The organism is Streptomyces sp. A1136 (assembly GCF_004795055.1).
Taxonomy (GTDB): Bacteria; Actinomycetota; Actinomycetes; order Streptomycetales; family Streptomycetaceae; genus Streptomyces.
The window spans coordinates 105,345-116,575 of record NZ_SSBJ01000027.1; the positions used below are offsets into that span (position 1 = coordinate 105,345).

An 11,231-nucleotide genomic window follows, 5' to 3' on the forward strand; every position below is an offset into this window, starting at 1 on the left:
GGAACCCGGGCCCGGATCGGACGGCGGCTCAGGAACCGGTGGCGCGGAGCGAGCCGGTGCTCGCGCCGGTGGTGTCGCCGACGAAGCAGGTGACCTTGCGGTCGCCGAGGATCCAGGTGGCGGGCTGCGGGAAGTAGTAGTACACCTCCCGCTTCTCCGAGACCTTGGCGTCCTTGCCGACGTAGTCGACGAGGTCCGTGCCGCCGCACTTCTCCTCGGCCATCGCGACGACCTTCTCCTTGCCCGGGTACGGTCCCTGGGCCAGGTCGAACACGGCGTAGGCCTCACCCTCGTGCGGCTGACCGCAGGGCACGACGCGAACCGAGGGGGCGGCTTGGCTGTCGGCCTCGTCCTGGTACGCCGCCAGGTCGCCGTCCGTGTTGAAGCAGTCCCCCTTGCGGATGTCGTTCACCTTGCTTGAGCCCGAACCGGTGACCTGGCCGCCCGTGTCGCGCTTCGGAGCGGGGTGGCGATCAAGGACTCCGGAGAGTCCGAGGCTCAGGGAGATCGCCAGGATCGCGAGGGTCACACAGTGGATGACGATCGCGGCGATGGCGAAACCCTTGCCCTTCTCGCCACGGGTGCGGATCTGCGAAAGGGCGATGATGCCGAGGATCAGCGGGACCAACGGCAGCGCGCAGACGAGCGACATCACGAACGCCACGATGGCCGGCACGTTGGTCTTCTGCGTCGGCGGCGGCGCGTACCAACCCGGCTGACCACCGTACGGCCCGGGCTGCCCGTAGGGTCCCGGCTGTGGGCCCGGCCCGTTGGACGACAGTGGCGACGGGGGTATGGACATGCGAACGGAACTCCTTGCTCAGGGGGGTGACATGCGCCCGACGGCCTGGCGGAAGCACCGCGACCGCCGGATGGAGCCTGATCGTCGCACGATTCGTCAGGGTTGAGCGCAACGGGCTCCGTCGTGACAAGCGGAGCCTCGTGCCCGCTCGACGGTGGCGCGGCGACGCCGGGATGCGGCGTGGAAAACCCGGCCGTGTCGGCGAGGCGTCACCTCCACTCGTCCGCTGTCTCATCCCCTTGCCCGATCTATCGAATCTCGATAGATTTCCATTGCAAGTCGATGGAGGGATGGATCATGGGAAAGCTGACAGTGGGTGCGCTGCGCGCCGTGCTCGTGGTGGTGCTCGCCGGCACCGTGTTCGTCCAGGCATTGATGGTGTGGGCGTTGGCCACCGATCCGGAGGACGGTTCGCTCCCACTGACCCCGCTGCGCGTGGTCACGATCCTGGGCATGGTGGCCGTCCAGGTCGCCCTGGTCTGCGTATGGCGGCTGGTGGCGATGGTGCGACGCGGAACCGTGTTCTCCCATGCCGCCTTCCGCTACGTGGACGGCGTGATCGGCTCGATCGTGGCGGCCTCCCTCCTGTGGTTCACGGTCACGGCCCTGAACGCGCCGGGGCAGCGGGAGGACCCGGGGGTCACCCTCATCATGGGCGGGGTCGGACTGGCCATCCTGGGCGTCGCGCTCATCGTGCTCGTACTGCGGATGCTGCTCACCCAGGCCGTCGCGCGCGACGTCGAAGCGGCCCGGATGCGGGCCGAGTTGGACGAGGTGATCTGATGCCGATCGTCGTCGACATCGACGTGATGCTGGCCAGGCGGAAGATGTCCGTGGGTGAGCTCGCGGACCGCGTGGGGATCACGCCCGCCAACCTGGCGGTGCTCAAGAACGGCCGGGCCAAGGCGGTCCGCTTCGCGACGCTCGCCGCGCTCTGCGAGGTGCTCACGTGCCAACCGGGCGACCTGTTGCGCTGGGAGGCCGAGGACGCCGCGGGCACGTGACACCCGCTGCGTGACACCCGCTCCGTGACGGCCTGTGGCAGACGGTGCCGGGGACTCGTGCGGCGGGGCGTCAGCGCGGGGGGCGGGTGCGGGTGCGGCGAACTCCGCGAGGTAGGTCCGTTCGGCCTCGCCGAGGTAGCCGTAGGTGTCGTCGCCGATGGAGATGCGCAGGGGCGTGGCGGTATCGGCGCCCACGATGTCGAGGACTTGGGCCGCGAAATCCTCGGGGGAGCCGGTTGCGGGGTTCTGCCCAAGGCCGCGGGCGCCGTCGGGCATCTCGCGGTTGGTGACGTCCTAGGCGGTGACCCGGTGGCCGGCTTCGGCCATGGAGGTGCCGTGGCGGGTGGCGAACACGCCCGGTTCGGGCACGGTCACGCGGATGCCGCGGTGCGGCCTCGACGGCCAGGGCCCGGCTCATGCCTGCACCAGGCGCGTGAGCCGCCACGGGCCCACGATCGGCGTCTCCAACTGGTCGCGCAGTTCGGCGTCCGAGACCTCCTCGACGGCGCCGCGGCAAACATCCGTGCCACTCGCGACGAACCGCACGCCAATCGGTTGCGCGTCGCGGACGGCGCGTACCCGAGGCCCACCGACGTCGGGCGCGAGTTGCCGGCCACCTTCGGAGCCGAGGCCTCCCCCATCACCGCCCGCATCCGGGGCGGCATACCCGTCGAGGACCTGGCCGCCGCCGGCCGCGTCGTCGCCCTGGTGAACGAGCGCGCCGACGCGGAGCTCAAGACGCTGACCGCCCGACCGACTCCCTCGACAACGACGGCCTGACGGCCCGAAGTCGCTGGTCACCGGTCACCGGTCACCGGTCAGAGTGCACTCTGCCGTCGCCCCGTGCGTCCGGCCGGGGCGAGGGTCGGTCGCGCCCTAGCGTGGTCCGGGACAATCCGGGCGTACCGCCGCCCGGGATCCCGGTCCTTCGGAGGCATCCCAACCATGACCGCCAGCATCGCAGAGCTCACCGGGGACTACGTCCTCGACCCGGCCCACACCCGCATCGGCTTCGTCGCCCGCCATGCCATGGTGACCAAGGTCCACGGCGCGTTCCACGAGTTCGAGGGAACCGCCCACCTGGACGGCAACGATCCGTCCCGCTCCAGCGGCCAAGTGGTGATCAAGGTCGAGAGCATCGACACCGGCGTCGAACAACGCGACCAGCACCTGCGCACCAACGACTTCCTGGACGCCCCCACCTACCCCGACATCACCTTCCGCAGCACCTCGGTCGAGCCGCGCTCCGACACCGAATACCGCGTCACCGGCGACCTGACCGTCAAGGACACCACCCGTCCGGTCACCATCGACTTCGAGTACACCGGCAATGCCGTCGATCCCTACGGCAACCTGCGGGTCGGCCTGGAGGGATCGGTGGCGATCTCCCGGAAGGAGTTCGGTGTGACCTGGAACGCGACCTTGGAAGGCGGCGGCGTGCTGGTCGGCGACAAGATCGTCCTGGAATTCGACATCTCCGCGATCAAGCAGGGGTGACACCACCCGACCGACCGCCGTGCGCACGGGCTCGGGCCCGGGCGGGCGGCGGCCGGGGGTCGGTATGACCGACCGGTCAGGCGCCGCGTGCGGCCGACCGCTCCGGCGGGGACTCCACCAGTCGGAAGCCGAGCTGTGTCCCGGGGTCGATGGCGTCTGCCTGGTGGCGCCTAAGGCGCCCATGGCGTCGGCCGGAGCCGGCAGCGAGGCGCCGCAGTCGCTCGGGGAGGCGGATCAGCTCGCCCAGGACCCGTGGCCCGACGGCAGGCGCCGATCCGGGCCCGACCCCGGGGGCTCCGTACTCCGCGTCCACGAGGATCACGCCGTCTCCACGATGCCGCGCAGTACCGGGGCGAGGTCGAGCTCGCGGCCGACGGACATGACGGCTCCGAGGAGACCCTTGAGACGGTGTGCCACCTCCGCCGGCCAGGCCAGGGAAGGCGCCGCTCCCCGGCCGGGTCGGGGCCGACCACGAGTTCACGGCCCGCGCCGCTCTTCGCCGTCATGACCCGCTCCGGGCTCCGGGCCTCGGCGCGGAACGAGAAGCACCGGGCAGTGCGCGTGGTGCACGAGGCCGTGGGCGACGCGCCCGAGAGCCGGTCCGATGTACCCAAAGGAGCTGCTCCCGCCCACAACCAGCAGGTCGGCGTGGTGAGACGCGTCCACGAGGACACCGGGCACCGAGACACCGCTCTTGGCGTCCGCGTAGACGGTAAGGCCGGGATGCCCGTCCCGGATCCGGTCCGCTACCGCCTGCAACTCCTCGACCTGCTCGCCGCCGATCCCGCCGATGTCGTCGGGCCTGGTCGCGACATGGCCGACAGAGTGCAGGATGTTCCTCACGTGCAGCAGCCGCAGCGACGCCTTCCACAGCTCCGCCTCTCGGGCGGCATACGTCGCGCTCGCGAGGTCGCGCTCGTCGCGGACGGCGGCGACCACGACACCGGCCTCGGCCCGGTCCTCGGGGCCCCTGACGACGACCAACGGGGTCTTGGCCCCGGCCGCGGCCTTCAGGCCGACGGAACCGAGCATGAGGGCGCCGAATCCGCCGAGGCCGCGGTTGCCCACCACGATCGTGCCGTGGAGACCGGCTGCCCGGTGCAGACTCGTCACCGGATCGCTTCGGTCGAACTCCGTGGTGACGTTCATGCCGGGATGTTCGGCCGTGACCGCCGCGGCCGTCTCCTCCAGTACCTCTCGACCGGCCCGGCGTACGCGTTCGATGGTGTCGCCGGACACGAACAGGGCGCGGGCATCGGTGTCTCCCGCGTAGAGGATGTGCAGTGGCCGCTCCCGGCGTACGGCCTCCGCGGCGGCCCACAGGGCCGCCTTCCGCGCGGGCCGTGACCCGTCCACCCCCACGATCACCGAGCCGACGTCCCGCCGCCGGATGGTCCCTGCCATGGTTCCTCCTCCCCGAGCTCGGCGAGCCCGGCGAGCGGTAGGGGCACGCCCCCACGGCCCGGCGCCTTGTGGGCGTGTGGGAACTCAGTCATCACCGGGCTCCCGGTCCGGGCGCAGCCGGCCCGACCAGCGCGGTTCGACGCGGTCCCACTCGCGCTCCCACTGCGCGAGGTTTCGTGCTTCGACGCGGCGCAGTCGCAGGAATACCGCGCCGGCGGCCGCGAGGGTGATCAGGCCCGTGTTGGCGGCTCCGGCCGCCACGGCGTCCGCCGCGATCTCGCTCGCGGAGCGGGAGGCCATGGTGCTCTCTCCCTTGTCGTCCACCAACAGCGTGACCGGCTGCCCCGCTCGTGTCCCCGGCGGGACCGGAACGCGGGCGGTGTGACCGGAGGCGGCCGGGTACTGCCATCGCACCCGGGCCGTCGTGAGGGGGGCGCCGTTGATTCGGGTGGCGGTGCGCGGCGAGGCTTCCTCGACGGTGGTCGCCACCACCCCGTGCCGGTGCCGTGCCTGCTCGGCGGCGGCGCGCAGACCGGAGTCCATCACGATCAGCCCCGCCACGATCCCACCGGCCGCGGCGAGCAGGCAGGAGAGCGCGAAGGCGAGCAGCCAGCGGGTGCGCGTGCGGTCCGCCGGTCGCCGCAGCGCGTTCGTCTCCGTCCGGTGCCGGTGCCCCGTCCCGTGGGGCGCGCCCTGTGAACGCCTGTGCCCCGGTCGGGGCGAACTCCGGTGGAACATGACGGGCCTCCGCACTGCGGCCGTGCCGATCCGCTCAGTTGGTGGCGGTGAGTTCGCCGCTGAGGTGACGCGTCAGGCTCCGGATCCGCTGGGGATCGCGGAAGTCTCCGCCCTCGCCGACAGTGGTGCCGCGTTCCCGTCCGTAGGCGCGGGGCACCTTCTCGTGATTCACAACGGCCCTCCGTTGCTCGCTCTACTCTCAGTCTGCTCCGTCCGCGTCGCTGACACCGCCCGCGTCCGTCCTCGTCCCGCCGTCGCCGAGGGTGCGGAGGCTCACGGCGACCCGTTCCGCCTCGGGGTCGTCCCCGCAGAACTCCCGCGTCCGCCGGTATCCCGGCCGAAGTCGCCCGGAGCGGGCGCGAGCGGGAATCCGCCGCTTCGGCGGGCTTGGCCGTCGAGGTCGACCGTGAGGAGTTCGTACCCCGGCTGCGAGGCCATCCACGCGTGCGCGTCGCCCCCGAGGACGACGGCGGCGGTGGCCCAGCTGTCCGCCCAGGTCAGGTCCGGCCCGGTGACCGTGGCGGCGAGGAGGCGGTGGGCGGGGCGGCCGGTGTGGGGATCGAGGATGTGCGGGCCGCGCTCGGCGCCGCCGGACGTGGCGACGGCGAGGTCGCTTCCTTCCACCATGGTGAGCAGCCCGCCGGGGCGGCAGGGGTCGGCGATGCCGATGCGCCAGGGCCGACCCGGGGCCGGCTCACCGCCCAGCCGGATGTCGCCTCCGCCGTTGACCATGCTGTTGGGCGCTCCGGCGGCACGCAGGAGGGCGTAGACCTGTTCGACTGCCCAGCCTTTGACGAGCCCCGACGGGTCGAGGCGGTTCCCGGCCCGTGCGGAGAAGCATCCCCTGGTGGCGCTCTGCGCCCGCTCGCACATCCACAGGACGTGCTCGACTTCCCGCGGGGCGTCGGTGAGGTTCATCGATCCGTCGGCGAGGCGGCTGATGGCGCTGTCGGGGCGGTAGGTGGAGAAGACACGGTCGACGTGGTGCAGCCAGATGACCGCCTCCCTCAGCGCGTCCCGGGTCGCTCGTGTGGGCCGGTGACGCAGGTCGAAGGAGAAGACCGTGCCCATGACGTGTTCGGTGTGGGACAGGCGCTCCGACGGGTGGGGCCGGTGCTCAGGCACGGGCTTCGTCCAGGGCGCTCTGGAGGGAACGGATGTATCCCTCGCTGGTGTAGGTGGCACCGGAGACCGCGTCTATCTCCGCGCTCTGCGCACCGATCGCCTCGTCGGTGAGGCGGGGTACCGCGTAGGAGGCGATCTCGCGGTCGCGCCGGTTCTCCGTGGGGAGTCGGAGTACCTCGACGGACGTCATCCTGCCCGCGCTCATCGTGACGGAGACCTGTACGGGCCCGTAGCGCGTGTCGATCACGCTTCCGGTGAAGGTGCCCGAGCGGCCCGCCCCGGCGGGTGCGTCCGTCGCGCCGGGCGTCGCGCCGGGCGTCGGATCAGTTGTGGGCGACTGCCGCGCGGTGACGGCGGGGTGGGCGCCGTGGTGCGGTTTGAGCGCGAGCAGCGAGACGATACCGGCCACGGTTGCCGTGGTGGTGAGGGCTGTACGGCGCACGGGGGCTCCTGGGGGTACGGGCGGATACCGCCGACCTCGGGAAGGCGGCCGGGCGGGCGGCATGGACGGGCGGCGCGGAGCGCGGTCACAGGGCGAAGGACTCCTGGTGGATCCGACGGGGTGCGACACCGGCCGCGCGCAGCGCCGTGTCGGCGGCCCGGGTCATGCCGGGCGGCCCGCACAGGTACACCTCTCGCCGGCCGAGGTCCGGTACGAGAGCGGTGAGGTGGGAGGCGGTGAGCGGCAGCGCGTGCCCGGCCGGTTCGTCGACCGAGTAGTACACGCGGGCCCCACGCGCGGCGGCGATGGCGTCCAATTCCCGGCGCAGGACCAGGTCGGCCGACGTACGGGCCCAGTAGACGAGGGTCAGGTCGCCGGACAGCGTCTCGAACAGGGCGCGTAGCGGGGTGATGCCTATGCCTCCCGCCAACAGCAGTGTGCGGTGGGCGCCGGCATTACGGGCGACGAGAGCGCCGTACGGGCCCTCGGCCCACACCCGGGTGCCGGGAGTGAGACGTGACAGGGCGGCACTGTGACCTCCGAGGGCCTTCACCGTGATCCGCAGGAAGTCCGGGTCGGCGGGGGCGGACAGCGAGTACGGGCTCGCCGTCCACCACATCCCCCGGGCCAGGAAGCGCCAGCGGAAGAACTGTCCGGGCAGGACGGACAGTTCGTCGAGGTGTTCTCCGGTGAGGTACACCGAGACGACGCCAGGTCCCTCGGGTCGTACCTCCGCGATGGCGAGACGGTGTCTGCGGGCCGACCGTGTCGGGATGAGGAAACGGAACCAGAGCACGAGGGCGGCGGCCGACAGATACATCGCGTACCACAGGACCTGAGCGCTGCGGTTGCCGACGAAGTCGGCTCCGTTCGCGAGTTGGTGGCCGAAGCCGAGGAAGATCGCCGCGTAGGTGGCGAGGTGGAGGAACTGCCACGTCTCGTAGGAGAGCCGGCGCCGGGCGGCCCGGGCGGAGACGACGCCGGTGAGGAGGAACAGCAGGAAGGCCGCTGTGGCCTTGAGCATCTCGGGATAGCGCAGGACCAGTGTGGCGGTCTGGTCCACCACGCCGGCGTGGCCGGTGAGTGCGTACCCCCAGATGATCAGCAGGGTGTGGGCGAGGATCAGCGATATCGCGTACCGGCCGCCGGCCGCGTGCCAACGTGAGAGCCGGTCGGTCCCGACGGTGCGGTCCAGCCAGGGGACACGGGCCATGAGGACGACGATGACGGCGCAGGCGTAGCCGGCGAGCAGGCCCGTGATGCGGCCCGCGTCGGTGAGCCAGCCGGCCGGGCCGACGACCGATGTGGTGTCGGCCCACCACAGGCCCAGCACCCCGGCCGCGCCTGCCCAGCCGAGCACGTGGACGGCCACGGGAACGAGACGCGGTGCGAGCGGTTGCCCGGCGGCCCGGCGCGTGGACGTCCGGGTCGCGTCGACGGCTGGATGTACGGCCACGGCGTCTCCTGTCTCTCGGGGGCCGGCCCGCCGCCATCATGGGCGAGGCGGCCGGCGGGGCTGGTCCACACCCTGACGGAACTTGCTCTGAGAACCCTTTGAACGGACGCCTGCCGAGGCGATTCAGAGGAAACTCAAAGGTCGGACGGGCTCGGCGGGACGCCGCCATGGGCGATGCTGGACGGACCATGCGCCCTCCCACCTCCCCTTCCCCCCTGCTTCGACCCGACGGCACCGCGGTCCGCGTTCTGGTCGTCGACGACGAACCGGACCTCACCGAGGTGCTCGGCGCCGCTCTGCGGGCGGACGGCTGGGACGTCCGTACCGAGGGCGACGCGGCCGGAGCCCTGTCGAACGCGGCACGCTTCGAGCCCGACCTCGTCGTACTCGACTGGATGCTCCCCGACCTGGACGGCCTCTCCGTGCTGCGCGCGCTGAGGCAGCTCTGTCCGGGCGTGTGCGTCCTGTTCCTGACGGCGCGGGACGCGGTGGAGGACCGCATCGCGGGCATCACGGCGGGCGGCGACGACTACGTCACGAAGCCGTTCAGCCTGGAGGAGGTGCTGGCTCGGCTGCGGGGGCTGATGCGGCGCGCCGGGATGGCCCGCGGCGACCAGAGCCCGCGTCTGGTGGCGGGCGATCTGGTGGTGGACGAGGAGGCACGGGAGGTCACCCGGGGCGGGGAGGTCGTGGAGCTGTCCCGCACCGAGTTCGAGCTGCTGCGGTTCCTGATGCGCAACCCCCGACGGGTACTGTCCAAGGAGCAGATCCTCGACCGGGTCTGGTCCTACGACTTCGGCGGCCGCGCGCACGTGGTCGAGCTGTACATCAGCTACCTCCGCAAGAAGATCGACGCGGGGCGGCCACCGGTCATCCACACCGTCCGCGGACTGGGCTACGTACTCAAGCCGGTACCGCGATGACCCCGCTCCGGGGCCGGCTCCGTCCGCCCCGCTCGCTGCGTGCCCGGCTGACGGCCGGGCTGCTGGTGCTCCTGGGCCTGGCGTGCGCGGCCGTCGGAGTGGTCACCGTCCTCGCGCTGCACGGCTTCCTCATCGGCCGGGTCGATCAGCAGCTCACCGCGAGCGGGGGCCGGTTCGCGGCCAGCCTGGAACACGAGGCCAGGCCCGACTCCGACAACCTCCCCGACACCCGGGGCCAGGCGGCCGGAACCTTCGGTGCCCGCCTGCTCGACGGTCGGGTGACCCAGGCCGCCGTGGTGGACGACACCAGTCAGCGGTCCGTCCCCCTCGGCCCGGGCGACATCCACACGCTGGGCGCGGTGCGACCCGACGCCCGGGGACACAGCGTGAAGCTGTCCGCCCTCGGCCACTACCGGGTGGTCGCCGCGCCGGGCGACGACGGCGACGTCCTGATCACCGGACTCCCCCTGCACCCGGTCGAGGAGACGGTCCACCGCCTGGAAGCGGTGGAGGCCGTCGTCTTCGGCGCGGCCCTGATCACCGCCGGATGCGCCGCCGCGCTCTGGGTCCGGTTCTCCCTGCGTCCCCTCGAACAAGTGGCCCGGACAGCGACGGAGGTCACCCGGCTGCCGCTGGCGACCGGTGAGGTCGCGATGCCCGAGCCCGTCCCGTACGCGGATCCGGACACGGAGGTCGGCCGGGTCGCCACCGCCCTCAACCGCATGCTCGGCCACGTCGGCGACGCACTGACCCGCCGCCACGTCAGCGAGAAGAGGTTGCGCGCCTTCGCCGCCGACGCCAGTCACGAGCTGCGCACCCCGGTGGCCACGATCCGGGCCCACACCGAGTTGGCGTTGCGCCATCCCGGCCCCGTCCCCGACGAGGTACGCCATGCCCTCGGCAGGGTGGCGGCGGAATCACACCGGATGAGCGCCCTGGTCGACGACCTGCTGCTGCTCGCCCGTCTCGACGCCGGCCGCCCACTGGACCGGCAGCCGGTCGACCTGACCCGCGTCGTCCTCGACGTGGTCGACGACGTCCACGCCCTGTCCCCCGGCCATCGCTGGGAACTGGACCTGCCCGAGGATCCCGTGTCCGTCCCGGGCGACGAGCACCGGCTGCACCAGGTCGTGGCCAACCTCCTTGCCAACGCCCGCCTCCACACCCCGTCCGGCACCCACGTCGTGGTGGCGCTGACCGCCGACACGGAGCGAGCCGAACTCACCGTCACCGACGACGGGCCCGGCATCCCGAGGGACCTGCTGCCCGACATCTTCCGCCGCTTCTCCCGGGCCGACACCGGGCGCTCCCGCCGCACCGGATCGACCGGCCTCGGACTCGCCATCGTCGACGCCGTCACCCACGCTCACGGCGGGACCGTCACGGTCGAAAGCCGCCCCGGGCGCACCCGATTCCGGCTGCTCCTGCCGACCGGTCCGTGCCCGGCGGCCGACGACGGGGCGGCTCGGCCGAACTTCCCGTAGCCGCCGTGCCGTCGCCTTGGGGTCGGGGGCCGGAACGGCCGTCGATCGTTGGAGGTGAGCAGGTTCCCTGCTGCGTCACGGCGACCGCCCCGGCTGTTGCCCCGGATACCCCCGACGTCCGCTTTCACCCGGTACACGTGCGTGTCAATGTCCCCGATACGACGACACGGCGGTGGCCCGCACCCTTCGGGAGGGTGCGGGCCACCGCCGTGCGAGTCCGGGGCTACGCCGGTGTCGTTCCGTTACCAGCGATACCAACGGCCACTGCCACCCTTCGGACGGGCGACGAAACCGATCAGCCACAGCACCAGAACGACGATGGCGACCCACCAGAGGATCTTCACCGCGAAACCGGC

14 protein-coding genes and 2 pseudogenes are annotated in these 11,231 nt (G+C 72.1%); 6 read left to right on the plus strand and 10 right to left on the minus strand.

The window, feature by feature from the left end:
* Positions 1-28: 28 nt before the first annotated feature.
* Positions 29-802 (minus strand): DUF4190 domain-containing protein, encoded by a 774-nt coding sequence (locus E6R62_RS25090; protein ID WP_136215784.1) that lies wholly within the window; start codon positions 800-802, stop codon positions 29-31.
* Positions 803-1,099: 297 nt separating this feature from the next.
* On the opposite strand from E6R62_RS25090, the gene E6R62_RS25095 reads away from it, so the two are divergent.
* Positions 1,100-1,585 (plus strand): DUF2975 domain-containing protein, encoded by a 486-nt coding sequence (locus tag E6R62_RS25095; RefSeq protein ID WP_136215785.1) that lies wholly within the window; start codon positions 1,100-1,102, stop codon positions 1,583-1,585.
* Positions 1,585-1,806 (plus strand): helix-turn-helix transcriptional regulator, encoded by a 222-nt coding sequence (locus E6R62_RS25100; protein WP_136215786.1) that lies wholly within the window; start codon positions 1,585-1,587, stop codon positions 1,804-1,806. Before E6R62_RS25095 ends, E6R62_RS25100 begins: the two co-directional genes overlap by 1 nt.
* A gap of 414 nt (positions 1,807-2,220) precedes the next feature.
* Here the strand turns inward: E6R62_RS25100 and E6R62_RS41810 are convergent, their stop codons facing one another.
* Positions 2,221-2,352, minus strand: coding sequence for a hypothetical protein (locus E6R62_RS41810; protein ID WP_276615651.1), 132 nt, complete (start codon positions 2,350-2,352; stop codon positions 2,221-2,223).
* A gap of 21 nt (positions 2,353-2,373) precedes the next feature.
* Here E6R62_RS41810 and E6R62_RS39750 point away from each other — a divergent pair.
* Together E6R62_RS39750 and E6R62_RS25110 are read left to right on the plus strand one after the other, a co-directional pair.
* Positions 2,374-2,586, plus strand: a pseudogene (locus E6R62_RS39750) (hypothetical protein); the annotation flags it as partial.
* A 165-nt stretch (positions 2,587-2,751) separates the two neighbouring features.
* On the plus strand, positions 2,752-3,303 hold the full coding sequence (locus E6R62_RS25110; RefSeq protein ID WP_136215787.1) for a YceI family protein: 552 nt from the start codon (positions 2,752-2,754) through the stop codon (positions 3,301-3,303).
* A 76-nt stretch (positions 3,304-3,379) separates the two neighbouring features.
* Here the strand turns inward: E6R62_RS25110 and E6R62_RS41815 are convergent, their stop codons facing one another.
* The 7 genes from E6R62_RS41815 to E6R62_RS25135 all read right to left on the minus strand — a co-directional run bounded on the left by E6R62_RS41815 (position 3,380) and on the right by E6R62_RS25135 (position 8,468).
* Entirely contained in the window at positions 3,380-3,625 is a 246-nt protein-coding gene (locus E6R62_RS41815) for a hypothetical protein (RefSeq protein ID WP_168714166.1), read from the minus strand.
* A 155-nt stretch (positions 3,626-3,780) separates the two neighbouring features.
* Complete coding sequence (locus tag E6R62_RS25115) at positions 3,781-4,707, minus strand: universal stress protein (protein ID WP_136215788.1); 927 nt, start codon at positions 4,705-4,707, stop codon at positions 3,781-3,783.
* Between the two features lie 84 nt (positions 4,708-4,791).
* Positions 4,792-5,445: a hypothetical protein gene (locus E6R62_RS39760; protein WP_168714174.1), complete on the minus strand. Its 654-nt coding sequence runs from the start codon at positions 5,443-5,445 to the stop codon at positions 4,792-4,794.
* A gap of 34 nt (positions 5,446-5,479) precedes the next feature.
* Positions 5,480-5,617: a hypothetical protein gene (locus E6R62_RS39765; RefSeq protein ID WP_168714175.1), complete on the minus strand. Its 138-nt coding sequence runs from the start codon at positions 5,615-5,617 to the stop codon at positions 5,480-5,482.
* A 101-nt stretch (positions 5,618-5,718) separates the two neighbouring features.
* Positions 5,719-6,570, minus strand: coding sequence for an FAD:protein FMN transferase (locus E6R62_RS25125; protein WP_306432467.1), 852 nt, complete (start codon positions 6,568-6,570; stop codon positions 5,719-5,721).
* On the minus strand, positions 6,563-7,012 hold the full coding sequence (locus tag E6R62_RS25130; RefSeq protein WP_240801872.1) for an FMN-binding protein: 450 nt from the start codon (positions 7,010-7,012) through the stop codon (positions 6,563-6,565). The genes E6R62_RS25125 and E6R62_RS25130 overlap by 8 nt, the downstream gene beginning before the upstream one ends.
* 85 nt (positions 7,013-7,097) lie before the next feature.
* Complete coding sequence (locus tag E6R62_RS25135; protein ID WP_136215791.1) at positions 7,098-8,468, minus strand: ferric reductase-like transmembrane domain-containing protein; 1,371 nt, start codon at positions 8,466-8,468, stop codon at positions 7,098-7,100.
* 188 nt (positions 8,469-8,656) lie between these two features.
* Between E6R62_RS25135 and E6R62_RS25140 the strand changes: the two genes are divergently transcribed.
* Entirely contained in the window at positions 8,657-9,391 is a 735-nt protein-coding gene (locus tag E6R62_RS25140; protein ID WP_276615652.1) for a response regulator transcription factor, read from the plus strand.
* Positions 9,388-10,875, plus strand: coding sequence for a HAMP domain-containing sensor histidine kinase (locus E6R62_RS25145; protein WP_136215793.1), 1,488 nt, complete (start codon positions 9,388-9,390; stop codon positions 10,873-10,875). The genes E6R62_RS25140 and E6R62_RS25145 overlap by 4 nt, the downstream gene beginning before the upstream one ends.
* Positions 10,876-11,117: 242 nt before the next feature.
* On the opposite strand, the pseudogene E6R62_RS41090 reads toward E6R62_RS25145, so the two are convergent.
* A pseudogene (locus E6R62_RS41090) lies at positions 11,118-11,231 on the minus strand (hydrophobic protein); the annotation flags it as partial.

Excerpts from the sequence above, each read along its gene's own strand:
- E6R62_RS25090 (WP_136215784.1), bottom strand. The coding sequence starts at position 802 with ATGTCCATACCCCCGTCGCCACTGTCGTCCAACGGGCCGGGCCCACAG.
- E6R62_RS25095 (WP_136215785.1), top strand. The coding sequence starts at position 1,100 with ATGGGAAAGCTGACAGTGGGTGCGCTGCGCGCCGTGCTCGTGGTGGTG.
- E6R62_RS25100 (WP_136215786.1), top strand. The coding sequence starts at position 1,585 with ATGCCGATCGTCGTCGACATCGACGTGATGCTGGCCAGGCGGAAGATG.
- E6R62_RS25110 (WP_136215787.1), top strand. The coding sequence starts at position 2,752 with ATGACCGCCAGCATCGCAGAGCTCACCGGGGACTACGTCCTCGACCCG.
- E6R62_RS25115 (WP_136215788.1), bottom strand. The coding sequence starts at position 4,707 with ATGGCAGGGACCATCCGGCGGCGGGACGTCGGCTCGGTGATCGTGGGG.
- E6R62_RS39760 (WP_168714174.1), bottom strand. The coding sequence starts at position 5,445 with ATGTTCCACCGGAGTTCGCCCCGACCGGGGCACAGGCGTTCACAGGGC.
- E6R62_RS25140 (WP_276615652.1), top strand. The coding sequence starts at position 8,657 with ATGCGCCCTCCCACCTCCCCTTCCCCCCTGCTTCGACCCGACGGCACC.
- E6R62_RS25145 (WP_136215793.1), top strand. The coding sequence starts at position 9,388 with ATGACCCCGCTCCGGGGCCGGCTCCGTCCGCCCCGCTCGCTGCGTGCC.